This window comes from Alphaproteobacteria bacterium PA2, assembly GCA_002256425.1.
GTDB lineage: Bacteria > Pseudomonadota > Alphaproteobacteria > Caulobacterales > Caulobacteraceae > Phenylobacterium.
In genome coordinates, this window is record NKIZ01000001.1 from 2,778,205 (window position 1) to 2,800,255 (window position 22,051).

24 protein-coding genes are annotated in these 22,051 nt (G+C 65.3%); 8 read left to right on the plus strand and 16 right to left on the minus strand.

The features are described 5' to 3' along the window. Positions 1-156: 156 nt before the first annotated feature. Positions 157-1,425: a cytochrome P450 gene (locus tag CFE28_13425; GenBank protein ID OYU70906.1), complete on the plus strand. Its 1,269-nt coding sequence runs from the start codon at positions 157-159 to the stop codon at positions 1,423-1,425. A gap of 224 nt (positions 1,426-1,649) precedes the next feature. On the opposite strand, the gene CFE28_13430 is transcribed toward CFE28_13425, so the two are convergent. The 8 genes from CFE28_13430 to CFE28_13465 form a co-directional block, all read right to left on the minus strand. Continuing rightward, complete coding sequence (locus tag CFE28_13430; GenBank protein ID OYU70907.1) at positions 1,650-1,922, minus strand: hypothetical protein; 273 nt, start codon at positions 1,920-1,922, stop codon at positions 1,650-1,652. Beyond that, complete coding sequence (locus CFE28_13435; protein OYU70908.1) at positions 1,912-2,175, minus strand: hypothetical protein; 264 nt, start codon at positions 2,173-2,175, stop codon at positions 1,912-1,914. Before CFE28_13435 ends, CFE28_13430 begins: the two co-directional genes overlap by 11 nt. 32 nt (positions 2,176-2,207) lie before the next feature. Beyond that, positions 2,208-3,365 carry a 1,4-butanediol diacrylate esterase gene (locus CFE28_13440; GenBank protein ID OYU70909.1) on the minus strand — a complete coding sequence of 386 codons (1,158 nt, stop codon included), beginning with the start codon at positions 3,363-3,365 and terminating at the stop codon, positions 2,208-2,210. Between the two features lie 8 nt (positions 3,366-3,373). After that, the gene (locus CFE28_13445; GenBank protein ID OYU70910.1) at positions 3,374-4,132 is read right to left on the minus strand and encodes a methyltransferase; all 759 of its coding nucleotides are present in this window, start codon (positions 4,130-4,132) and stop codon (positions 3,374-3,376) included. Between the two features lie 35 nt (positions 4,133-4,167). Then, positions 4,168-5,391 (minus strand): pimeloyl-CoA dehydrogenase large subunit, encoded by a 1,224-nt coding sequence (locus CFE28_13450; GenBank protein OYU70911.1) that lies wholly within the window; start codon positions 5,389-5,391, stop codon positions 4,168-4,170. Between the two features lie 39 nt (positions 5,392-5,430). Then, positions 5,431-5,718 (minus strand): antibiotic biosynthesis monooxygenase, encoded by a 288-nt coding sequence (locus CFE28_13455; protein OYU70912.1) that lies wholly within the window; start codon positions 5,716-5,718, stop codon positions 5,431-5,433. A 114-nt stretch (positions 5,719-5,832) separates the two neighbouring features. Next, on the minus strand, positions 5,833-6,120 hold the full coding sequence (locus CFE28_13460) for a hypothetical protein (protein OYU70913.1): 288 nt from the start codon (positions 6,118-6,120) through the stop codon (positions 5,833-5,835). Between the two features lie 102 nt (positions 6,121-6,222). Further along, the gene (locus CFE28_13465) at positions 6,223-6,918 is read right to left on the minus strand and encodes a molecular chaperone DjlA (protein OYU70914.1); all 696 of its coding nucleotides are present in this window, start codon (positions 6,916-6,918) and stop codon (positions 6,223-6,225) included. Positions 6,919-6,990: 72 nt separating this feature from the next. Here CFE28_13465 and CFE28_13470 point away from each other — a divergent pair, with 72 nt between their 5' ends. Genes CFE28_13470 through CFE28_13480 form a run of 3 tightly spaced genes read left to right on the plus strand, consistent with a single transcriptional unit; the run spans position 6,991 to position 12,004 of the window. After that, the gene (locus tag CFE28_13470) at positions 6,991-10,548 is read left to right on the plus strand and encodes a 5-oxoprolinase (protein OYU70915.1); all 3,558 of its coding nucleotides are present in this window, start codon (positions 6,991-6,993) and stop codon (positions 10,546-10,548) included. Positions 10,549-10,577: 29 nt separating this feature from the next. Next, positions 10,578-11,342 carry a hypothetical protein gene (locus CFE28_13475; GenBank protein ID OYU70916.1) on the plus strand — a complete coding sequence of 255 codons (765 nt, stop codon included), beginning with the start codon at positions 10,578-10,580 and terminating at the stop codon, positions 11,340-11,342. A gap of 14 nt (positions 11,343-11,356) precedes the next feature. Continuing rightward, positions 11,357-12,004: a protein-disulfide isomerase gene (locus CFE28_13480; GenBank protein OYU70917.1), complete on the plus strand. Its 648-nt coding sequence runs from the start codon at positions 11,357-11,359 to the stop codon at positions 12,002-12,004. On the opposite strand, the gene CFE28_13485 is transcribed toward CFE28_13480, so the two are convergent. Further along, positions 12,001-12,888: an ATP-sensitive inward rectifier potassium channel 10 gene (locus tag CFE28_13485; GenBank protein ID OYU70918.1), complete on the minus strand. Its 888-nt coding sequence runs from the start codon at positions 12,886-12,888 to the stop codon at positions 12,001-12,003. The genes CFE28_13480 and CFE28_13485 overlap by 4 nt on opposite strands. A gap of 55 nt (positions 12,889-12,943) precedes the next feature. Further along, positions 12,944-13,345, minus strand: a complete 402-nt coding sequence (locus CFE28_13490) for a hypothetical protein (GenBank protein ID OYU70919.1) — start codon at positions 13,343-13,345, stop codon at positions 12,944-12,946. A gap of 163 nt (positions 13,346-13,508) precedes the next feature. Between CFE28_13490 and CFE28_13495 the strand changes: the two genes are divergently transcribed. Both CFE28_13495 and CFE28_13500 read left to right on the plus strand, forming a co-directional pair. After that, the gene (locus CFE28_13495; GenBank protein OYU71710.1) at positions 13,509-14,198 is read left to right on the plus strand and encodes a TIGR00266 family protein; all 690 of its coding nucleotides are present in this window, start codon (positions 13,509-13,511) and stop codon (positions 14,196-14,198) included. Between the two features lie 210 nt (positions 14,199-14,408). Next, positions 14,409-15,341, plus strand: a complete 933-nt coding sequence (locus CFE28_13500) for a hypothetical protein (GenBank protein ID OYU70920.1) — start codon at positions 14,409-14,411, stop codon at positions 15,339-15,341. Positions 15,342-15,407: 66 nt separating this feature from the next. Here CFE28_13500 and CFE28_13505 read toward each other — a convergent pair whose 3' ends face one another. After that, positions 15,408-16,517, minus strand: coding sequence for a succinylglutamate desuccinylase (locus tag CFE28_13505; protein ID OYU70921.1), 1,110 nt, complete (start codon positions 16,515-16,517; stop codon positions 15,408-15,410). Positions 16,518-16,612: 95 nt separating this feature from the next. On the opposite strand from CFE28_13505, the gene CFE28_13510 reads away from it, so the two are divergent. After that, positions 16,613-17,893, plus strand: a complete 1,281-nt coding sequence (locus CFE28_13510; protein ID OYU70922.1) for a Xaa-Pro dipeptidase — start codon at positions 16,613-16,615, stop codon at positions 17,891-17,893. A gap of 8 nt (positions 17,894-17,901) precedes the next feature. Here the strand turns inward: CFE28_13510 and CFE28_13515 are convergent, their stop codons facing one another. Both CFE28_13515 and CFE28_13520 read right to left on the minus strand, forming a co-directional pair. Then, positions 17,902-18,444 carry a hypothetical protein gene (locus CFE28_13515; GenBank protein OYU70923.1) on the minus strand — a complete coding sequence of 181 codons (543 nt, stop codon included), beginning with the start codon at positions 18,442-18,444 and terminating at the stop codon, positions 17,902-17,904. A 68-nt stretch (positions 18,445-18,512) separates the two neighbouring features. Further along, positions 18,513-19,322 carry an AraC family transcriptional regulator gene (locus CFE28_13520; GenBank protein ID OYU70924.1) on the minus strand — a complete coding sequence of 270 codons (810 nt, stop codon included), beginning with the start codon at positions 19,320-19,322 and terminating at the stop codon, positions 18,513-18,515. 187 nt (positions 19,323-19,509) lie between these two features. On the opposite strand from CFE28_13520, the gene CFE28_13525 reads away from it, so the two are divergent. Further along, positions 19,510-20,544, plus strand: a complete 1,035-nt coding sequence (locus CFE28_13525) for a metal-dependent hydrolase (protein ID OYU70925.1) — start codon at positions 19,510-19,512, stop codon at positions 20,542-20,544. A gap of 4 nt (positions 20,545-20,548) precedes the next feature. Here the strand turns inward: CFE28_13525 and CFE28_13530 are convergent, their stop codons facing one another. From CFE28_13530 to CFE28_13540, 3 genes are read right to left on the minus strand one after another with little or no spacing between them, the layout of a single operon-like run. Further along, positions 20,549-21,004, minus strand: coding sequence for a hypothetical protein (locus CFE28_13530; GenBank protein ID OYU70926.1), 456 nt, complete (start codon positions 21,002-21,004; stop codon positions 20,549-20,551). Further along, positions 20,970-21,395, minus strand: coding sequence for a hypothetical protein (locus CFE28_13535; GenBank protein ID OYU70927.1), 426 nt, complete (start codon positions 21,393-21,395; stop codon positions 20,970-20,972). The genes CFE28_13530 and CFE28_13535 overlap by 35 nt, the downstream gene beginning before the upstream one ends. Positions 21,396-21,398: 3 nt before the next feature. Beyond that, on the minus strand, positions 21,399-22,037 hold the full coding sequence (locus CFE28_13540; protein ID OYU70928.1) for a coenzyme A pyrophosphatase: 639 nt from the start codon (positions 22,035-22,037) through the stop codon (positions 21,399-21,401). Positions 22,038-22,051 lie beyond the last annotated feature (14 nt).

Genomic DNA, 22,051 nt, shown 5'->3' on the forward strand with positions numbered 1-22,051 from the left:
AGCGGAGAAAATCTGGCGCCCGCAGAAGCTGTGCCGTGGAGGACACGGAGCAGCCAAAATCCCCTGCGCCGTCTTGCCATTCGGGGCTTCGATAGGCATCTTCCTTAACACTGATTAGATAGGGGCGTTGGACCACGACGCCAATTGGAGGATCTCATGAGCGACGGCGCTATTGACCTGAAGGCGGATGCCCGGGCCCACGCCTTTTCCATCCCCCTCGAAGACATCAACATTGTCGACGTCGAGATGTGGCGGAACGAGACCTACTGGCCCTATTTCGAGCGCCTGCGCCGCGACGATCCGGTTCACTGGCACCCCGAAGGCCAGCACGAGGACGGCCCCTTCTGGTCGGTGACCAAGTACAACGACATCATGGCCGTGGACACCAACCACGAAGCCTTCTCGTCGGACACGAACATCACGCTTTTTGACCAAAAAGATGATTTCAAGATGCCGATGTTCATCGCCATGGATCCTCCCAAGCACGATGAGCAGCGCAAGACGGTCAGCCCCGTCGTGTCGCCGATGAACCTGGCCATGCTGGAGCCCCTGATCCGCAGCCGCATCCAGAACACCCTGGACAACCTGCCGATCAACGAGCCCTTCGACTGGGTGGATCGTGTGTCGATCGAACTGACCACCCAGATGCTGGCCACCCTGTTCGACTTCCCCTTCGATGACCGTCGCAAGCTGACCCGCTGGTCCGATATCGCCACGGCGGGTCCTGAGTCCGGCCTGTTCGTGACCGAGGACCCGGAAATGGAACGGCGCATGGAGCTGTTCCAGTGCGTGGAATACTTCAGCCGCCTGTGGGAAGAGCGCGCCGCTCAGCCGCCCAAGGGCGACCTGATCTCCCTGCTGGCCCACGGCGAGTCCACCAAGAACATGGATCGCATGGAGTACCTGGGTAACCTGGTCCTGCTGATCGTCGGCGGCAATGACACCACCCGCAATTCCATGACCGGTTCGGTCCTGGCGCTCAGCCAGAACCCGGAACAGGAAGCCAAGCTGCGGGCCAATCCGGACCTGATCCCCTCCATGGTCTCGGAAACCATCCGCTGGCAGACGCCCCTGGCCCACATGCGCCGCACCGCCACCCGCGACATCGAACTGGGCGGCAAGCAGATCAAGAAGGGCGACAAGGTTGTCATGTGGTATGTCTCGGGCAACCGCGATGAGACCGTCATCGAGAACCCCAATTCCTTCATCGTCGACCGTGAACGCCCCCGTCAGCACATCAGCTTCGGCTTCGGCATTCACCGCTGCGTCGGCAACCGTCTGGCCGAACTGCAACTGCGCATCCTCTGGGAAGAAATCCTCCCGCGCTTCCCCAAGATCGAAGTCCTGGCCGAGCCCAAGCGCGTGCCCTCCAACTTCGTGAAGGGCTATGAGCAGATGATGGTCCGCATCCCGGCCAAGAACTAAGCGTCGATTTCAGGATCGGCCTTGCAGCGCCCGCCGGAAACGGCGGGCGTTTTGCGTTGGAGGATAGCTGTCTGACGCCGAGCCCTATGAACTGGACCCCGGCCTCCGCCGGGGTGACCGGTGGGAGCCGATAGCCCACGATCGAACTCCCACCCCCGGTCATACCGGCGAAAGCCGGTATCCAGTTTCATCCGGAGCGTTGGCCGCACCAATAGACTGTCTGGCTACTTGTCTTCCGCAAATCCTGACAGCAGGGCATCGGCCAGCACCTGCTCCATACGCGCCCGCCAATCGGCGCCCTGGGCCTGATAGGCTTCAAAAAGGCTGGTTCGGAGACGAAGGGTGACGATTTTCTTCGGGTCAGCCGACCTTGGCCGACCAACCTTAAGTTTGGCCTGAAGGCCAGCTGGCAATTGGTCAAAACGCACCGCCCGAGCGTTCAGATCGTCTGACCATTCAGGCGCTTCCTCGTCCAGTGCGGTGGGGTCAGGTTTCATATCGCTTCACCTCTCGCGCATTGGCCTTCCGGAAACTGATGACCCGGATGCCTTCAGGGGCCTCGCAGAAGACCAACAGGTGAACCCGTCCATCGAGCATGCCGAGCGCGATGTATCGGCGCTCGGCATAGTCCCTTCTCAGGTCCTGGGCGAACTTGGCGGATCCGAAGTCGAAATCCGTCGCCCGCTCAAACGACAGTCCACGATCTCGAATGTTCCTGGCGTTCTTTTCAGGATCAAACTCGATCTTCATATTTTCCGTATAACGGATATTCAGGAGCGCGCCTAGCCCCCGTAAGCCGCCGCCTCAAGCTTCTTGAGCAGCCCCAGCATGTCCGCATCCCCGAACGGCAGGAGCTGGGTCATGACCAGGCCCGCCTTCCCCACCGCCGGATCGGCCCAGTAATAGGTGTTGGCCAGACCTGCCCAGGCCAGGCTCCGGCCGCTTCGTCCTTCGGTGGTCGGCTCGGGGTTGATCAGGGTGGCCAGGCCATAGCCGGTGTGCATGTCCGGATAGATGTCGAAGTCGTTGGACATCATCGGATTGGAGGTCGTGAAGGCGCCTGCCCGGTGCGGGCCGGTCTGGACGACGCCCAGTGACGCCACCGTCTCGGCCTTGAGGACCTGGCGATCCCCATGCCGTCCGCCATTCAGCAGCATGCGCAGGAAGCGGGCATAGTCGACCGCCGTGCCATAGAGGCCGCCGCCTCCGGACAGGACCTCGGGATTTTCCGGCATGCCGAAGGGGATGGGCATGACCTTGCCGTCCGGGCCGCGCATGTGCACCGAGGCCTTGCGGGTTTGCTGCTCGGCGCTCAGGGCGAAGCCCGTGTCCTTCATGCCCAGGGGGCCGAAGACCTGATCCTGGAGGTAACCATCCAGCCTCTGGCCGCTGGCGGCCTCGATGACCACGCCGACCCAGTCGGTATTGATGCCATAGGCCCAGCCTTCACCGGGATCGAACAGCAGGGGCTGGACCATGTCGGCCCGCACCCCGCCGGCCGGGTCGCCGCGGCCTGAATGCTCCCGCCACCGGGCGATCTGCGGCTGGATGAAGCCATAGCCGAAGCCGGCCGTATGGCTGAGCAGATGGCGCAAGGTGACCGGCGCCCTGGCTGGACGCAGGATTGGCGCCCCCTTGTCGTCAAAGCCCTCGAGCACCTGCAGGCCGGCGAATTCCGGGATCAGCTCAGCCAGATCGCCGTCGAGGGTCAGCTTTCCCTGGTCCACCAGCTGCAGGGCGCCCACAGACACCACCGCCTTGGTCATGGACGCCAGCCAGAAGATGGTGTCGGGGCTCATGGCGGCGTCCGCACCTGCCGCTCTCACCCCGACCGCATGGCTGTAGACCTCGCCCACCGAGTCCGTCACCAGGGCGACAACCCCAGAAAGGCGGCCGGACTCAACGGCCTTCGCCGCCTCGGTTTCGAACTGCTCGAACATGGATCGACCTATTTCAGCGGCTTGACGAACTTCAGGATGAACTGGTCGGTCTTGCCCCGGATGGCGGGGGAGAAGACATTGTCGGTGTGTGGATCAGCGGAAGCGGCCAGCATGGGGCTCTCGGCGACCAGCTTGAAGCCCGCAGCCTCGACCTCGGATTTCACCGCGGCCACATCAATCCGGTGCAGGGTATTGGCGGCGCTGAGGCCGGAACCCGCCGTCGCCGCATGGTCGACAATCAGATAGACGCCGCCGGGCTTGAGCGACTGATAGATCTCGGCATTGACCCTGGCCGCCATGCCCTTGGGAAAGGGCGCCAGATAGAGGTCGTGATAGTTCTGTACGGTCAGAACCAGGTCGAGATTGTCGGGCAGGACCACCTTCATGAAGCTGGAGGAGTCCGCCGTGACATTGGAATAGGCCGAGACCGCCGCCTTCTGCTCGTCGCCATAGGCAGCGCGGAACTGGATGAATTCCGCAGGCTGATAGGCCAGGACGCTGCCCTGAGGCCCAACGGCCGCGGCAAGGATGCGGGTAAAGTACCCGCCGCCCATGATGAAGTCGGCGACCTTCGCGCCCGGCTTCAGCCCGGCGAAGGCCAGCAGCTCTGCGGGCTTGCGGGCCGCGTCGCGCCTGGCGTCAGCCTCCGGACGGCCCTTGTCGGCAAGGGCGGTTGTCTGAAATGCCGGGACCTCCGAAGCCGACGCCGCAGCGGCGGCCCCAAGGCTGATGGCCAGAACCGCGATCGCAAAGTGACGACGACGCATTAGCTTCCTCCCAAACATGAGTGTTTGGGTGAAGGCTAGAGCCCGAGCACCATCTTGGCCATGATGTTGTGCTGGATCTCATTGGATCCGGCATAGATCGAGGTCTTGCGGTAGTTGAAATAGTGCGGCGCCAGGGTGGCGGCATAGTCCGGACCAGCCCGGGGCTCGTTGCGGATGCCCTTGATCTCGGCCCAGGTGTCCTGGACGAAGGGCTGGGCGTAGAGCCCCGCCGCTTCCAGGGCCAGTTCCGTGATCAGCTGCTGGGCCTGACTGCCCTCCAGCTTCAGCATGGACGAGGCCGCGCCCATGGCTTCCCCGGCATTGCGCGAACCGAACATGCGCAGTTCAACGGCGTTCAGCACATCGATCTTGATCTGGGCTTCGGACAGCTTCCTGCGGAAGTCGGGATCATCAATCATCCGCCTGCCGCCGTCAGAGGCTTCCAGGCCGGCGATCTTCTTGACCTTGTTGATCTGGTTGGTGAGGCCCGGGGCATAGGCGCCGCCCCGCTCGAACTGGAGAAGGTACTTGGCGTAGGTCCATCCCTGGTCCTCTTCGCCGATCCGGTTGGAGACCGGCACCCGGACATTGTCGAAGAAGACCTGATTGATCTCCTGCTCGCCATCGGCGGGACCATCCAGGGTCGGCAGGGGAACGATATTGATCCCCGGGGTTTTCATGTCGAGCAGGAGGAAGCTAATGCCCTTCTGCCTGATCGGGTCGACGCTGGTGCGGACCAGACAGAACATCCAGTCGGCCCATTGGGCGTAGGTGGTCCATATCTTGGAGCCATTCAGCACATAGTGGTCGCCGTCCCGCTCGGCCTTCATGGACAGGGAGGCGAGGTCAGATCCCGAACCCGGCTCGGAATAGCCCTGGCACCACCAGACATCGGTGGAGAGGATTTTGGGCAGGTGCTGGGCCTTCTGTTCTGGCGTCCCGAAGGCCATGACCACCGGGGCGCACATGCGCAGGCCCATGTTCGAGGTTTCCGGCGCCCCGGCCAGTGCCATTTCCATGTCGAAGATGAACTTCTTGGCGTGGCTCCAGCCTGTGCCGCCGTATTCCACCGGCCAGTCCGGGGCGATCCAGCCCTTGGCGTTCAGGGCCTTCAGCCAGCGGACCTGACCAGCCTTGTCGATGTGATGGTTCTTGGACTGTGCGGAGCGTGCCCGCATGTCGTCGTCAAAGTTCTCGGCGATGAAGGCCCGCACCTCGTCACGGAAGGCGAGATCCTCAGCGGAAAAATCCAGATCCATTTTGAAGTCCTTTCCAGATTCAAGGTGCGGGTATCGGGTCTAGACCCCGTCGAGGTATTCGATTTCCGGACGACCGCCCATGCAGGGTCCCATCTTCGGGCCGGCGGCCTTGAAGTATTCGGTCTGGCCGTGAAGGCTCAGGGCTTCCTGGTCGGCATAGAGCTCGAGCACCTTGTAGACTTGCGGATTGCTGCGGCTCTTGGTCAGCTGATAGGCTAGGTTGCCCGGCTCATTGGCCCGGACCTGCTTGGCCAGTTCGGTGAAGATGGCTTCGAATTCCGCATTCTTGCCTTCGGCCACCGTCAAGGTGGCGATCACGCCGATCATGAATTTCACTCCCAACAATTGTTTGAAGTCGGAAGTTAGAGGCCCATCCCCAAGGCGGCAAGCCAAAGCGCGCGGTGACGCGGGGTGAAGGTCAGAGAAAAATCAGGGAAGGCTTTAGGGCCGGTCGTTCCAGCCATAGGCGACCCAGTGATGGCCGCCCAGATTACGCGCCTCGATCACGCCGTCTTCGGCCTTGGGGGCGGCCGAGCGCCGGGCGCGAAGGGCCAGACCAGCCAGGCCCAGCAGGGCCGAGGACATGACGGCGATCACCACAACCGTTGCGGCGGCGAAGACGGCCAGGACTGCGCCAATGGCCACGGCCGCGGCGGTCGCGAGGGCGCCGCCGAGCATGGCTATGCTGCGGAAGGCTGAACCGGACTGTCGCGCGAAGTCGTTGACCATGGCGTCCTCACCTCACCATCATTTTGATGGCGTCAGCGCATACTTCGGGGGCGGGGGGTTCGCCGTCAACCGAGCAGGCATCAATTTTATGACAAAACAGGGTCATGACGCTTCATTGAGCGCCAGGCTCCGGCGCTCGCGCATGATGGCGTCATAGGCCGAATTGATGGCCGCCGCCTTGGCCTCTGCGACCTCGACATACTCACTGGGCAGGCCGCGCGCCCGGGCGCGATCCGGGTGGGCCTCGCTCAACAGGGCGCGCCAGAGCTTGCGGACATCCTCGTCCGGCGCATCTGGCGCGATGGACAGGACCGCATAGGGATCGTCCGCCGCAAGGCCCAGGTGCGTGGCCTTCAACCGCCGGAATGTCAGGGGCGAGAAGCCGAAGTGATGGGATACGGTTTCCAGGTAGACCAGCTCGTCGTCGGTCACGACGCCGTCCGACCGGGCGATATGGAAGAGGCCGTCGAGGACGTCCTCCAGCAGGCTGGGGCAATTGCTGTAACGTTTGGCCAAACGCTTGGCATAGCTCTCATAGCCATGGGTGGTCTGACGGGCGAGATCGTAGAGCCGCAGTATGTTCTTCTCTGACCCGCCGTCGGTCTGGAAGACTTCGAAGAAGGCGTCGTATTCCTGGATATTGGCGCGGCCGTCCGCCTTGGCCAGCTTGGCCCCAAGCGCCGTCACCGCCGTGGAGAACGCCGGGTCTTCTCCGGGCAGGCCCGGGGGGCAGTCGCAGTCTTCGCAGCCATCCGGCCGTTTCACCGCGCGCCCTGCAATGTTGCGCCAAAAGCTCATAGGAGTATCCAGACGCTTTAGGCCCTCCCCGCGTTCCTGACAACGCGAACCATAGCCGCAGAGTCTTAAGCTTTGGACATGAAATGGCGTTTCTGGATTGATCGCGGCGGCACCTTCACCGACGTGATCGGAGCCCGTGGCGATGGCGGCGAGGTCTCCGCCAAGTTCCTGTCCGCTTCGCCCGCCTATGCCGACGCCGCCGTGGCGGCCATGCGCAGCCTGATGGCCGTGCCCGATGCGGCCCCGTTCCCGGCGCACCAGGTCGACTCCATCCGCATGGGCTCGACCGTGGCCACCAACGCCCTGCTCGAACGGCGGGGGGCCAGGACACTCTTCCTGACCACCGCAGGCTTTGCCGACGCCCTGGTCATCGGCGATCAGTCCCGGCCTGACCTTTTCGCCCTGGACCTGACCCGGCCGCCGCCTCTCTATTCCGGAGTGGTCGAGGCTGATGAGCGCCTGGCCGCCAATGGGGCTGTGGTTCTGCCCCTGGATGCTGACGCCCTGCGCCTGATCCTGCAGACCGCCTTTGCTGAGGGCTATGAATCCCTGGCCGTGGCCTTCATGCACGCCGACCTCAACCCGGCCCACGAGGTCCTGGCTGGCGAGATCGCCCGGTCTGTCGGCTTTTCCTTTGTGGCCCTGAGCCACGAGGTCAGCCCCCTGCCCCGGTTCATCCCCCGGGCGGAAACCACGGTGGCCGACGCCTATCTGACTCCGGTCCTGCAGGCCTATGTCCAGCAGGTGGCACGGGCGGTGAACGGCGCGCGCCTCTATTTCATGACCTCGGCCGGCGGACTGGTGCGGGCCGACGCCTTCCGCGGCCGCGACGCCGTGGTTTCAGGCCCGGCTGGCGGAGTGGTCGGGGTGGCCGAGACGGCCCGGCAGGCCGGGGCAGAGGCGGTCATCGGCTTCGACATGGGCGGCACCTCCACCGATGTCTGCCGGTTTGCCGGAACCCTCGAGCGCCGTGACGTGGCGAAGGTCGCCGGGGTGCGCCTGCGAAGTCCCATGCTGGATGTGGAGACCGTGGCGGCGGGCGGTGGGTCCATCCTCACCTTTGACGGCCACAGGGCGCGGTCAGGGCCACACTCGGCGGGGGCAAATCCGGGGCCGGCGGCCTATGGACGGGGCGGACCTGCGACCGTCACCGACGCCAATCTGGTCCTGGGCCGGCTGCATCCGGACTTTTTCCCGAGGATTTTCGGGCCCGGGGCGGATCAGGCCCTGGACGTGGCCGCAGCCCGGACGCGGCTGGAGGAACTGGCCGCCGCCATGGGTCAGGACAGTGTGGAGGCCGCCGCCGAGGGCTTTGTCGCCGTCGCCATCGAACAGACCGCCCAGGCTGTGCGCCGCATTTCCACAGAGCGCGGTTTCGACCCCCGGGATCACGCCCTGGTGGCCTTTGGCGGGGCGGCGGGCCAGACGGCCTGTCAGGCCGCCGAAGCCCTGGGGATCGGCGTCATTCTCTGCCCCCGCCATGGCAGCGTTCTCTCCGCCTGGGGCATTGGTCAGGCGGCGATCAGCAGCCTCAAGCAGGCCGGGCTGGAGGTCGTCCTGGATGAGGCTGGTCTGGCCAGGGCGCGAAGCCTGGCGACCGGGGTCGAGGACCAGGCCCGGCAGGCGCTCGCGGAGCAAGGGGCCATTGAAGGTCAGGTCCGTACAGTCCTTCGCCTGCGGTATGAGGGGGCTGACGCCGAGCTGCCGGTCTCCCTGTCGGACCTGAAGACTGCACGGTCTGAATTCGAAGCCGCCCACGCCAGGCTGTTCGGCTTTATCGAGGCTGACCGCGACGTACTGATCGCCACCGTCGAAGTGGAGGCGACCGCCCCGACCGCCGGGCCGACCGGCCGGTCGCCTGCGCCCTCCCTGGATCAAGGTCCTGACCTGACCATCGCCATGTTCGCCCTGGGACAGCGCCACCATGCTCCGGTCATCCGGATCGAAAATCTTGACCAGATCAAGGGCCCGGCCCTGATCATCCGGGGCGACACCCAGATCGCCGTGGCGCCTGGCTGGCTGGCCTGTCGCGAAGCCGATGACCTGGTCCGCCTGACCCGGATTGGCGACAGCCAGACGGGCCCCATCGACGCCAGCCGCCCGGACCCCGTGACCCTGGAGCTGTTCAACCGCCGCTTCATGGGGGTGGCTGAGGCCATGGGGGCGGCCCTGGAGCGCACGGCCCATTCTGTGAACATCAAGGAGCGGCTGGACTTCTCCTGCGCCCTCTTCGACGCCGATGGCGGACTGGTGGCCAACGCCCCCCACATGCCGGTGCACCTGGGCTCCATGGGCGCCAGCGTCCGCGCCGTCCGCGACCGGCATCCGACCCTTAAACCCGGCGACGGCTTCGCCCTGAACAATCCCTATGCCGGCGGCACGCACCTGCCGGATATCACCGTGGTCATGCCCATCTTCGTCGGGGACACGTCCCGGCCGACCTTCTATGTGGCGGCCCGTGGCCACCACGCCGATGTGGGCGGCGTCCAGCCGGGCTCCATGCCGCCCTTCTCGAAGACCCTGGATGAGGAAGGTGTCCTGCTGGACGCCCTGCCCATACTGAACAATGGCCGGTTCCTGGAGAAGGAAGCCCTGGCGGCCTTTCAGGCTGGCCCCTGGCCTTCCAGGGCGCCCCTGCGCAATCTGGCCGACCTCAAGGCCCAGATCGCCGCCTGCCAGGCCGGCGCCCATGCGGTCGCAGGGATGATCACCGCCCATGGCGGCGAGGTGGTCGCCCGCTATATGGGCTTCGTGCAGGACAACGCCGCCCAGTCGGTGCGCAAGGCCATCGGCCGCCTCCGGGACGGCTTTGCCCGCGTTCCCATGGATGGCGGCGGCGAGATCGTGGTGTGGACTACGGTGGACGCCCAGGCCGGGGAAGCAACCCTGGATTTCCGCGAGTCGGCGGACCAGTTGACCTCCAACTTCAACGCCCCGTCGGCGATCGTGGACGCCGCTGCGCTCTATGTCTTCCGCACCCTGGTGGATGACGACATTCCGCTGAACGCCGGATGTCTGAAGCCCCTCAGGATCCTGACCCGTCCCGGATCCATGCTGGCTCCCGCTTATCCGGCCGCCGTCGTCGCCGGAAATGTGGAGACAAGCCAGCATGTGGTGGACGGCCTCTATGCCGCCCTGGGCGTCATGGCCAACAGCCAGGGGTCGATGAACAACTTCACCTTCGGCGACGAAACCCGTCAGTACTACGAGACCCTCTGCGGCGGGACCGGCGCCACAGCCGCCTGCGATGGGGAATCGGCCATCCATTCCCACATGACCAACTCAAGGCTGACAGACCCGGAGATCCTCGAGCGCCGGTTCCCGGTCCGGGTCGAGGTCTTCTCCAGGCGCTGGGGTTCCGGCGGAGCAGGCGCGAAGACCGGCGGCGACGGCGCGGTGCGGTCAATCCGCTTCCTGGCGCCCATGGAGGCGGCCCTTCTCTCCACCCGACGGACCCACGCGCCACGGGGACTGGCGGGCGGCGGAGACGGCCTGACGGGACGTCAGTGTTTGATCAGGGCCGATGGCGGGGTAAGAGACCTGCCCGGATGCTTTTCGATCAAGGTCGAGGCCGGGGACCGGATCGAAATTGAAACGCCGGGAGGCGGCGGTTTTGGCTCCGCCTCATGACCGCCGAAATTCACAGGTAGCCGCGTCCCATGTCCGCCCTTCTCCTTGCCCTCGCCCTGATGACCGACCCGGCGCCTGTGGCCGTCGTCGATCCGGCGACCACCCCGCCCGCCGTCGAGACCCAGCCACTCCCTGCTGAGGCTCCACCCGCGACCGACCCAGCCCCGCCGACAGCGGCCGAACCTGACCCTGCGCCGGTGGCCGTGGTTGAAACCCCTTACCCGCCGGACGCTCCCAAGGATGACTACGGACTGGTCGCCTGGTGCTATGGTCTGCTCAGCGGCTATCTGGAACTGCACGACAGGGTGCTGCCGGAGGTGACCCGTATCGAAGGGGCCTTCCGCAAGCCGGGAACCAGCCTTGCCGACGACATGGCTGTCTATGAGGACATGCAGAAAGTCAGCCGCAGCAATATGAAGCTGTTCGAGCGCGCCATGGAAGCGGCCGAGCGGGCCAGTATTCGCCCCATCAACCAGGCCGGCGCTTCAGCCGTCGCCCGGGGCCGGTCCACCTGGTCAGCGGCCGCCAACCTGCCGACCCGCATTGTGGCCCAGCAATGGATGGGCTGGACCCTGCCCGGCGTCTGCCCCACCCGGGCCGAGGCGCTGGAGACCCGGGCCAAGCTGATGGGCCTGACCTTCAAGGTCAATGAGCCTCCGCCCGAAGCCGCCGCTGCCGAAGCGCCGCCACCTGCTGCTGCAGCTGAGCCCACCGCGCCTCCGCCTCAGGAGGTCGCTCCGACCGCGCCTGCGCCAACGGCGACAGACGAGGCGGCGCCCAAACCGCAATCCTGACCCCGGAGCCCGCCATGGACACCCCTCACCTGGTCTATTTCAGCGATCCCATGTGCTCGTGGTGTTACGGGTTCTCGCCGGTCGTTGCCGACATCCGGAAGAATTTCGGCCGGTCCCTGCCGATCCGCCTGGTCATGGGCGGCCTGCGCCCGGGGACGGAAACCCCGATGACCGAGGCGGCCAAGACCGAAATCCGCGGTCACTGGACCCATGTGGCGGAGGCGGCGAACCTGCCATTTGATGGAGCCGTCCTCGACCATCCCGGCTTTCGCTACGACACCGACCCGGCGGCCCGGGCCGTGGTTCGGGTGCGCAGGCAGGACCCCGAGCTGGCCCTGACCTATCTGGAGCGGGTGCAGCGCGCCTTCTACGCCGAGAACCGCAATGTCACCGAGACCGGCGTCCTGGCCGATCTGGCGGCGGAACTGGGCTTTGACCGCGACGGCTTCCTGGCGGACATGGAGTCCGACGACCTGAAGAACGAGACCTGGAGCGACTACGGCACGTCCCAAAGGGCCGGGGTCACCGGCTTTCCGACCCTGGTGGCCGGACCCAACGCCCAGGGCGCCTTCGGCGTCGTCACCCGGGGCTGGCAACCAGGCCCGCAGATCCTGGCCGTCCTCCACGCCTGGATCGAAGGACCGACAGCAGGAACAGCCTAGATCTCGGGTTCCAGCAGGCTGATGCGGGTCAAGTCGGCCTGGGTCATGCCCGACTCGGACTGAGAGACGGCGTCGGCATACCGACGGCCCCAGGCGACATCTGACGCGGCATAGGTATGCAGGGCGTGGACGTCGGCGCCGAGGGCTGGATCATGGGTCTCGACCGTCAGGAACAAACGCATTTCATCATCAAGCATGTGCTGTTCTGTCAGCCCCTTCAGCGGTCCTGAGTCCAGCCGGTGCTGCAGGGTGATGGTCAGGGCGAATATGGCGTAGCGGTCGGTGACCAGGGGCAGGTCAACGGATCGCCGGAAGGACAGGCCCTCTTCGCCAACCTCCCTGACCAGGGCTGAAAGACGCAGTTTCAGGTCTGTCAGGACATTCATCCGGCCATTGCCAAGGCGGATCATCAGGGTTGGCGCGCCGTTGTGGATGGTGATGATCGGCTGTTCGGCGAAGACGATCTTGGCGCGGGGTTTGGAGAACCGCACGAAGACCAGACCCGTCACAATGGCGGTGAACATCATGCCCAGCACAATCTCGAAGGTCGCCACCCAGTGGGCGCCGGGGGTGGCTGGCCGGAAGTCGCCATAGCCCACCGTCGCGAAGGTCTCGACCGAGAAGAAGAAGGCGTCCAGCAGGGCGCCCGGCCGGGCATTGGCCACGGATCCTGGCATGGCCACATAAACCAGGGCGAACAGCAGGTTGATCAGGACATAGAGACCGCCGACCACAGCCATGAAGGCGCCCCAGCCAACCGTCAGGGCGGCGTGATAGGGGTCGGACAGGTCATACCGGCTTGCGCCGATCTTGGTGAAGTTGAAGCTCGCGCCGGAAAAGGCGTTGGCCGCCCGTCGTCTGCGAACAGTGTGCGCGCCGCCCATGAGCCCTCCTCAAGCCAGAGGGAACCCTAGCATTGCAGACGCCCCGGGGAAGCCCTCAGGAGGTTGCGCAGGTGGACAGGTTGATTGCACCGACAATCGCCGTGCGGGCCCAGACGCCATTGGTCTTTGCGAACACAGCCCCACCTGAGGCAGAGTCATAGTCGGCGCGCTTGGCGTTCCACGCGTCCCAGGTCATGGCCGCGACGATGCGGGCCGTTTCACCGGGCTTGCCCGGCTCAAGGTCCATGGACGCCTTGCACTCGACGTTGAAGTTTACGCAGGCGTGGCCGTCCGCAGGCTTTTCAGCACAGACGGGCTGGGCCTCGATATCCCTGTGCCAGGCGTCAATGGCCGAAGAGAGCCCTGAATAGGGCCCGGATTCAGCCACCTCGGGCGCCTTCTGGCAGGCTGAAAGGGTCAGGGTCGCTGATACACAGACAAGAACGAAACGCTTCAAGGCAGACTCCAACCAGAACAAGCCAGCCGCTTATCACGGCAATCGGGGCCGGTGCATGGCCGATCTGCGGCTTTTCGGAATCAACGCGCTTTTTGGCGGGTTTGCCCCGGCGGCGGCAGGTCATATGCTCAGCCATCGCGCATCCGGCGCGAAGGAGGCAGGTATGCGTTACAATATCTCCGGTACGGTGATGCAGACCGTCGAAATAGATCTTTCGCCCGGCGAGACGATCTACAGCCAGACCCACGCCATGTCCTGGATGAATGACGGCGTGAACATGCACACCAATACCGGCGGCGGCCTGTTCGCCGGCCTCAAGCGCAGCCTGACTGGCGGTACCTTCTTCGTGACCGACTTTTCCGGAACCCGAGCCGGCGCTCATGTGGCCTTCGCGCCCCGTTTTCCAGGCGCCATCCTGGCCCGTCAGCTGGCGCCGGGCGAGGCCCTGATCTGCCGCAAGGAGACCTTCCTCTGCGCCGAGAAGTCAGTGACCCTGGAACTGGCCTGGCAGCAGAGGATCGGCACGGGCTTTTTCGGCGGCGCCGGCTTCATCCTGCAGAAGGTGATCGGCCCCGGAACCGTCTTCCTGGATCTATCGGGCGAGGTCGTCCACAAGTCCCTGGCGCCCGGCGAACGCCTGCTGGTCCATGCCGGGCATGTGGGCGTCCACGCCCCCACAGTGAGTTTCGACATCCAGATGGTGCCCGGCTTCCGGAACATCCTGTTTGGCGGCGAAGGCCTGTTCCTGGCCAGTCTGACCGGCCCTGGGGACGTCTTCCTGCAGTCCATGCCGATCATGAACCTGGCCGAAGCCCTGGCCCAGTATCTGCCCAGCGGCGAAGGCAAAGGCTGACCGCATCGCTTGGGGCCCGCCCCACGGTCAGGCCCGTGGTTCATTGTCATCCCGATAGCCGGTCAGGCGACTGATTTTCTGGCCGCAAACCACAATTGGCATGACAAGAGCCAATTTCCCGTCCTATGCCAATTTGCCACAGAGACTCTCGCTGGACGTGCATGCCTAATGCGTCTAGCTTTCACGGTGCTTTCACGCGTTTTTCACGTTATGGATTTCGGCATGGCCTATGACAACGCGATGGGAGATCTGGTGTTTCGTCCCGGCGCCCATCTGTCGATGAATTATTTCCTCGACACCACGGACAGGGTCAGCCTGTGGCTTGGTCGCGACGTTGTTGATTCCATGGTCTTCCTCGCCATTCTGGGTGAGAATTTCCGCGATCAGATTTTCACGGGGCCGGACGAATTTGCGACGGCGGTCGATGAGCGCACCCCGGTGTCCATTACAGCCCTGGCGCGAGTTCTGGACATGCCCTACGAGACCGTCCGCCGGCATGCCCTGGCGCTGAAGGCGGCAGGCTTCTGCCGCAAGCAGAAGGGCGGCTATGTCGTGCCCTCGCAGGTCGCCGATTGTCTGGACCTGGAAGACCTGCTGTCAGGCATGACAACGGCCACCCAGGGCCTTCTGGACAATCTTGCGCAGGTGGGAGCTCCCTTGCCCGCTTCGACCTCGCCCCCCTCAAAGGCCATGGATCGAAGGTCGGCGCGCATGGCGATCCGCTACTATGTCGAGGGCATGGCTGACCTGTGCCGGACACTTAACATGGATGTGATCCGGTCGGTCATCCTGCTGAACATCATCCGGCGCAATCATGCGGCCTTCGAGCATGGCGTTGGCGCCGGAGTCGCTGTTGGAGCCCAGGCCCAGTGGTTCACCGATCCCATGCGCCAGTCGGTCAGCACCTACTGCGTCGCCAAGACCCTGCGGATGCCCTACGAAACCGTGCGGCGTCACTGCCGGGCCCTGCTGGCGCAGGGCGTTGTCGAAAGCGATGAAAAGGGCCAGCTCCTGGTCACCGGACGTCTGCTGGACACCCAGAGGGGCGTAGCCGCCGCCCGGTCGGCCTGGGTCGCGACCCGCACCTTCATGGAAGGCCTGGCCAAGCTGGGCGTACCCATGCCGGATCCCGCCTTCGCCTGACGCCTTGTCCCGATAGTCAGGGCAGGGTTGGACCCGATCGCCGGGTCCGACCTATCGGAATAGGCTCTAGGGGCAGCCCTTGGCCGCACAGACCGGGTCGTCAGACCAGGCCAGGATCCGGACCAGCAGGGCGCCAGACTCCCTGACAGGCGTCGTCGCCAGGGATAGGACACGCCCTGCCATGGGCGCCCTGGCCGTATGGACCACCCGCCCGAAGGCATCAGAAATGGTCGCCACCGGCTGATCGAACTTCACCTCCGACCCCAGGGGCGTCAGCACCCGTGCAAAGCCCCCTCTGGGCGCCACGACATCCACGGTCTTGTTGCCGATGAAGGGTTTGACGGCAGGGGGTTCGGCGGGCCCCTCGATCATGCCCAGATCCCGCATGACATTACGCAGGCCCGACAAGGCGCGGGCGATCATGACCGGATCAAAACGGTCCGGCTCGCCCAGCTCCAGGGTCACGGCGTCGACGCCATTGGCGTTCAGCGTCGTTTCGACCGAGCCCCGCTCACCGGGGTCATACTTGATCATGTCAGGACCCAGGGCTCGGGCCATGGACCGCGCCGCAGCGGTCTCGGCGAAGACATACATGGGATAGGCCGTGCCCCGGGACTGGGTGTGCAGGTCCACCGCCGCATCGGCGTTTCCGGCGAAGATCTGCGACCAGAGGCGCCCGGCATAGACCCGGCCGATCTCGCCGGAATTCACGTCGCCAGGCATCTGCCGGTTCAGATTGACCCCGGTGGCGCCCGAGCTGGGTGCAAAGCCGCGGCTGGCCTGCAAAAGGCCCGGAATGTTGACGCCCGGCAGGGCCACTACGGCGCCCTTCAGGCGAGCCGGATCGAGGCTGGCGGCAAGATCCTGGATGATGGCCACCCCGTTCAGTTCATCCCCGTGAACGGCGGCGGTCAGCAGCAGGCGCTTGCCGGGCGCCGCGCCCTTGATGACCATCACCGGAACATACCAGCCCTGGCCGACCGCCTGATCGGTCACCCGGAAGTAATAGCGCGAGACCTGTCCCGCCGGCTGATCGGCCAGGTCCAGCTTTTCGATCACGGGCACGCCGTCGATCCGGTCGCCGGTCAGCAGGCTCGCGGCCTGTCCAGGGGTGGCTGTCGCCAGCAGGGCCGCCGCAAGACCCGCGGCGCCAAGGGTCAGATTCAGGGTCTTCATGCCGGCAGACTAGCGAAGGCTGCACGGCCGGGCCATGGGTCTTGCGCTGCAGGCGACGGGCTGGGAAGACAAGGGCCGCCCATTAGGACGCCGCCATGCTGAAAGCCTCGCCCACTGTCGCCCTCGCCCTCGCCCTGCTGGCTGCATCGCCGGCCCTGGCGGGTCCCATCTATGTCCACGCAGGCCGTCTGGTGGACCCCGTGTCCGAAAAGCTCCTGGTCAATCAGCTGATCAAGGTGGTGGACGGTCGCGTCGCCGCGATCACCCCCTGGACCGGCGCCCCCAAGGATGGCCCGGTAACCGACTGGTCCCGCTATCATGTCCTGCCCGGCCTGATCGACGCCCACGTCCACCTGGCCGACACTGACCAGTCCAGCAATGTGGCCGAGCCCCTGCTGCACTCTAGCGCCGACATCGCCTATCTGGGCGCCCGCCATGCCCGCCAGACCCTGAAGGCCGGCTTCACCACCGTGCACAATGTCGGCAACTTCCGGGCCCTGGCCGATGTGGCCCTGCGCGACGCCATCAATCGCGGCGATGTGCCTGGCCCGCGGATCAATGCGGTCGGCGCCTACATCACCACCCCCGGCGGCGGCGGCGAGGTGACCGGGTTGTCCCCAGACGTGACCCTGCCCGCAGACATGCGCGTCGGCGTGGTCATCAGCCCCGAGGACGTGACCCGCAAGGTCAACTACCTGTTCCAGAACGGCGTCGACAGCATCAAGCTGATCGCCACAGGCGCGGTCCTGGCCCTGGGCACCGAGGTCGGCCGTCAGGAACTGACCGAGGCCGAAATGACCGCTGCGGTAAAGGCCGCCGCCTCGCACGGCGGCTGGGTCACCGCCCACGCCCATGGCGCAGAGGGCATCAAGTCAGCCATCCGCGCCGGGGTCAGGGCCATTGAGCACGCCTCCCTGATCGACGACGAAGGCATAGCCCTGGCCAAGTCAAAGGGCGTCTGGCTCGATATGGACGTCTATAACGGCGACTTCATCGAAGAGGTCGGAACCCGCGACGGCTGGCCCGCCGACTATCTGCGCAAGAACCGCGAGACCACCGACCTGCAGCGGGAGGGCTTCCGCAAGGCCGTGAGGGCCGGGGTGAAGATGACCTTCGGCACCGACGCCGGGGTCTATCCCCACGGCGATAACGGCAAACAGTTCAAATACATGGTCCGTTTCGGCATGACCCCCATGCAGGCCATCCAGGCCGCCACGGTCAATGGGGCGGCCCTGCTGGGCTGGTCAAAGGATGTGGGCGCCCTCTCCCCCGGCCACTATGCCGACATGGTGGCGGTGGACGGCGACCCCCTGAAGGACATCACCGTGCTCGAGCAGGTGAAGGCGGTGATCAAGGGCGGGGAGCTGGTGAACTAGCCCGCCCCTCAGCGCTTCATAGCTGACCCACGGATGGGGTCGAACTGCTGGGCGTCCTCGGCGACCTCTTCATTGTGGCCGTGGGCGATCTTCCAGCCGGCGCTGGTCCGCACATAGACCATGGTCATCCGCGTCGGGTGGGGCGGCAGCTTGTGGCCGTCGGGGGTGGTGAAGGCGCCCATCCGCCAGAGCACCACCGCCACCATCACATCCTTGGTCACCGGAGTGAGGGACTCGATGTCCAGCAGTTCCTGTGGAACCCCTTTGAACATGATGTCGAAATAGATCCGGTGGGCACGGTCGACTTCCTCAAAGCCCCGCCAGTGCATGCCCCGGACATTCACCCAGTGAACATCGGGGGTGTAGAGCCTGCCCATGGCGTCCAGATCGCTGGCATTCCAGCTGTCGCGGTACTGGTGGATCGCGGCTGTGACGGCCAGGACATCCTTCGGATCTGCGGACATGTTCATCTTGTTCTCCCCGTGGGCGCTGGTGGCGATTGTCGCAAGAACCAGCCCTTGCAGCACAGTGCGACGTTTCATGGATCTCATCCTGGTCCGGGCCGGTCCTGGCCCCTGATGCGAACCTATGAGGTGGTCAGACGGCAGGATTGAAGATTTCAGACATTCTGCTCGGGGATGGCCAAGAGTTCCTGGATCAGCACCTCCGGCGTCCGTCCGGCCAGGCTGCGGGTCTCACGGATGAGATGGGCCTGATCGGCAAAGCCGTACTCCGCCGCCAGGTCGGCCCAGGCCCGGTCCGGCGCCTTGCGTCGCGCCTCCAGCACCGAGGAGAAGCGGTGGACCCGGGCATAGCTCTTGGGCGTGGCGCCGACATCGGCCAGGAACCTGCGCTGCAATTGCCGGGCGGACAGGTCAGACCGCGCCGCCAGGCGGTCGATGGAGACCCGCCCACTGGACCGGGCAATGACCCTGGCCGCCCAGTCCACGGCGCCGAAGGACCGGGCCGGGCCCATCCGGTCGTAAAGCCAGCCTTCGGCGGCGGCGATCCTGCCGTCGAAATCAGACTGACGGCGGACCGCGCTGTCCAGCCCGGCAAAGCCGCCGCCTATGACATCCCTGCCGTGAAAGGCCTGATCGGTCATGTCGGTCATGGGCAGGTTGAACAGCCGCGCCAGGCCGGTGGGCTGGAAGTGGATGGTGAAGGTCTGGACATCCCCGACAAAGCCCAGGCGCTTGCCCGGGGTCAGACAGGGCCCCACCAGGACCGTCTGCGGCGCCGGGGCGAAACCCTTGCCCTCTTCTTCGACCTGATAGGGATCAACCAGATAGAATTCGAGGAACTGGTTGGGGCGGGCGTGCAGGGGCCGCAGCACCGACATCTCTGCGAACTGTCCCAGCCGCTGGGAGAAGTGGGTCACGACCGAAGACAGGTCGCGATGGGGTCGCCGGATCCGGACCTCAAACACGGGTCCCTCCTGGGACAGGGTAAGCGTGAGCGTCTAGGCGTGCAGTGTTACAGCTTGATTGGCCAGTGGGAAGGCTAAGTCGCACAACGGCCAGTCGTCATCCCCCTCCTCCCTGAATTGGCATGACAGGCCATCAATCGCCATCCACAAATCAGGCATTCCCTCCGCCGCGATTCACGGATTGCCCATGTACCTGACCCGCCACCTCGTCGCCCTTGCCTGCCTGAGCCTGCTTGCGGCGCCCCTGGCAGCGCGGGCGGAAGGCGGTGGAACCCTGCCGATCCTCGACGTCCACCTGCACGCCCTGCCCGCCAATGATCAGGGTCCGCCGCCGCTCGCCATGTGCACGCCATTCACCGAAATGCCCCGCTGGGACCAGACCGAGCCCTTCGATCAGGCCTTCCTCGGATGGTTCAAGCACCCGACCTGCAAGGATCCGGTCTGGTCGCCCATGACTGACGATGAGGTCATGAACCGGACCCTCGACATCATGAAGCGCCGCAATGTCATCGGCGTGGTGAGCGGCAAGTACGCAATGGTGATGAAGTGGAAGGCCCAGGCGCCCGAAAGGGTCCTGCCCGGCCTCCTGCCGGACATGCCGCCCAGGGACAGCCTGACCCGCGAGGTCGCCGCCGTAAAGGCTGCCGGAAACATCGCCGTCCTGGGTGAGCTGGGCCTGCAGTATGACGGCATAGCGCCCAATGACCCCAGGATGGAGCCGATCTGGAAGGCGGCGGAGGCCAATGACATTCCCGTGGCCGTCCATGTGGGCCCAGGCCCCATGGGCGTGGCCTATCTGCCGGGATCAGGCTACCGCGCCAGCCTGAGCAACCCCTTGCTTATGGAAGATGTGCTGGTCCGGCATCCGAAGATGCGGGTCAACATCATGCATGCCGGCTACCCCATGCTGGATGCGACCCTTGCCCTGCTCTACGCCCACCCGCAGGTCTATTTGGACACCGGGATCATCGTCTACTCCCAGCCTCGCCCGGCCTTCTACCGCTATCTGCAGGCCCTGGTGGACGCCGGCTTCGAAGACCGCATCATGTTCGGCAGCGACCAGATGGTCTGGCCCGAAACCCTTGAGCGGGCCATCGCCGTGATCAATGAGGCGCCCTTCCTGTCCGAGGGCCAGAAGCGGGACATCCTCTACAAAAATGCGGCGCGGTTCCTGCGGCTGGATGAGGCGACTCGGGCGCGGCATTTGGAGATGGGGAAGTAGGCCCTCACCCCGCCCCGGTGGACCGCGCGTCGAAATAGCGGACATCGTCCTGATCCTTGTCCCAGTCGGCCCGGGAGGCGCAGAACAGGTGAGTGCGGATCCCCTTGCCAAGGGGGACGTCCAGTGTCCCGGCCGTCACATAGATGTTCGCCTCGTCAGCCTCCGCCGGCAGGGGCGTGCCACAGGTCTGGCAGCGGGTGATGGTGTAGGTCTCGCGCAGGGCGAAGGTGACCCCGTGGTCCTCGCCCCTCACCCACCGGAACTGGCTGCGGGGCACGATGAGAATGGCGTTGCCGTTCCCGCCGCTGGCCTTGCGGCACAGGGAGCAGTGGCAGATCCATACGGCGTCGATCTCGCCGTCGATCTCATAGGCCCTGGCGCCACAGAGGCAGCTGCCGGTTTTGGTGGTCATGGCTTGCTCCCCGTCAGGCTGCAGGCGCGGCAATCCGCCTGGCCACATGACCGCGAAGGATCAGCATCGCCAGTGCGGCGGCAAGGATCAGGTCCGCCACACTGCAGAAGCCCGCATACCAGGCCGGAACGCCCGCATTGGTGATGAAGCGGGAGTGGATGAGGTCAAAGACCCCATGACCCAGCAGGGCGACCACCACGAGCCAGAGGTTCCAGCGATGGCCCGCGACGGCGAGGCCGACAAAAACGGCGGCGGCGGCGCCTTCCAACAACAGGGAGGCAGGCGGAACCGCAATGACGGCGAACAGAATGTAGGCCAGGGCGATGATGATCATCAGGGTCGGATAGTAGGATCGGTCCCGGTCAAACCCCAGGACATGGCTCGAAACCACCGTGCCCAATCCGATGAGCAATCCCCAGACAAGATCCATGGCCATCATCTCCTAGCGCCGCGCAAAATCCGGCTGGTCGAAGTGGGCGACAGAAAGATAGCGCCCATGCATGGCCACCTCCCGGAACTGATAAAGCAGGGCCGCCGTCGGGGCATGAAGGTTGTCCTCGCCGACGCTGAGGCGGAGGATGGGGCGGCCAGGGGTGTCGCCGGGCTCCAGCACCGGCGAGCCCGGGGCGTTCAGAACCGACAGGGGCACATGCTTGACCAGGGCGACCTCGTGCGGGTCGGGCTTGAGTTCAGCCAGGCCCGGCGACCAGTAGACATGGGGGGCGATGACATAGCCTGAACGGGTCTCATAGTCGTCCAGACGGCCCAGCAGGCTGTCTTCCGCCAGGTGCAGGCCAATCTCTTCCAGGCATTCCCGGCGGGCGGCGGCGTCAGGGGTTTCGCCCGCCTCGATCACCCCGCCGGGCAGGGCGAACTGACCGGAATGACGGCCGGGCCTTGAGGCGCGAACGGTGAGCAGGAAGTGGGCATGGCCCTGGTCGCAGGGCGTCACGACAATGGCCACAGCCGCGGCCTTCAGGCCCGGGCTCGCCTGACCCTGGACGACCGACATGCCCCCAAGCCGTGCAGACATGGTAGCGCGGAGATCGGGTGTGAAGGCGACGGGCAGCGGACTCGGCATACACCAAGCATGAC

Excerpts from the sequence above, each read along its gene's own strand:
- CFE28_13510 (OYU70922.1), top strand. The coding sequence starts at position 16,613 with ATGCTGAAAGCCTCGCCCACTGTCGCCCTCGCCCTCGCCCTGCTGGCT.
- CFE28_13460 (OYU70913.1), bottom strand. The coding sequence starts at position 6,120 with ATGGTCAACGACTTCGCGCGACAGTCCGGTTCAGCCTTCCGCAGCATA.
- CFE28_13445 (OYU70910.1), bottom strand. The coding sequence starts at position 4,132 with ATGCGTCGTCGTCACTTTGCGATCGCGGTTCTGGCCATCAGCCTTGGG.
- CFE28_13540 (OYU70928.1), bottom strand. The coding sequence starts at position 22,037 with ATGCCGAGTCCGCTGCCCGTCGCCTTCACACCCGATCTCCGCGCTACC.
- CFE28_13435 (OYU70908.1), bottom strand. The coding sequence starts at position 2,175 with ATGAAGATCGAGTTTGATCCTGAAAAGAACGCCAGGAACATTCGAGAT.
- CFE28_13450 (OYU70911.1), bottom strand. The coding sequence starts at position 5,391 with ATGGATCTGGATTTTTCCGCTGAGGATCTCGCCTTCCGTGACGAGGTG.
- CFE28_13505 (OYU70921.1), bottom strand. The coding sequence starts at position 16,517 with ATGAAGACCCTGAATCTGACCCTTGGCGCCGCGGGTCTTGCGGCGGCC.
- CFE28_13485 (OYU70918.1), bottom strand. The coding sequence starts at position 12,888 with ATGGGCGGCGCGCACACTGTTCGCAGACGACGGGCGGCCAACGCCTTT.
- CFE28_13500 (OYU70920.1), top strand. The coding sequence starts at position 14,409 with ATGGATTTCGGCATGGCCTATGACAACGCGATGGGAGATCTGGTGTTT.
- CFE28_13475 (OYU70916.1), top strand. The coding sequence starts at position 10,578 with ATGTCCGCCCTTCTCCTTGCCCTCGCCCTGATGACCGACCCGGCGCCT.
- CFE28_13430 (OYU70907.1), bottom strand. The coding sequence starts at position 1,922 with ATGAAACCTGACCCCACCGCACTGGACGAGGAAGCGCCTGAATGGTCA.
- CFE28_13465 (OYU70914.1), bottom strand. The coding sequence starts at position 6,918 with ATGAGCTTTTGGCGCAACATTGCAGGGCGCGCGGTGAAACGGCCGGAT.
- CFE28_13440 (OYU70909.1), bottom strand. The coding sequence starts at position 3,365 with ATGTTCGAGCAGTTCGAAACCGAGGCGGCGAAGGCCGTTGAGTCCGGC.
- CFE28_13515 (OYU70923.1), bottom strand. The coding sequence starts at position 18,444 with ATGAGATCCATGAAACGTCGCACTGTGCTGCAAGGGCTGGTTCTTGCG.
- CFE28_13425 (OYU70906.1), top strand. The coding sequence starts at position 157 with ATGAGCGACGGCGCTATTGACCTGAAGGCGGATGCCCGGGCCCACGCC.
- CFE28_13455 (OYU70912.1), bottom strand. The coding sequence starts at position 5,718 with ATGATCGGCGTGATCGCCACCTTGACGGTGGCCGAAGGCAAGAATGCG.
- CFE28_13525 (OYU70925.1), top strand. The coding sequence starts at position 19,510 with ATGTACCTGACCCGCCACCTCGTCGCCCTTGCCTGCCTGAGCCTGCTT.
- CFE28_13495 (OYU71710.1), top strand. The coding sequence starts at position 13,509 with ATGCGTTACAATATCTCCGGTACGGTGATGCAGACCGTCGAAATAGAT.
- CFE28_13535 (OYU70927.1), bottom strand. The coding sequence starts at position 21,395 with ATGATGGCCATGGATCTTGTCTGGGGATTGCTCATCGGATTGGGCACG.
- CFE28_13480 (OYU70917.1), top strand. The coding sequence starts at position 11,357 with ATGGACACCCCTCACCTGGTCTATTTCAGCGATCCCATGTGCTCGTGG.
- CFE28_13530 (OYU70926.1), bottom strand. The coding sequence starts at position 21,004 with ATGTGGCCAGGCGGATTGCCGCGCCTGCAGCCTGACGGGGAGCAAGCC.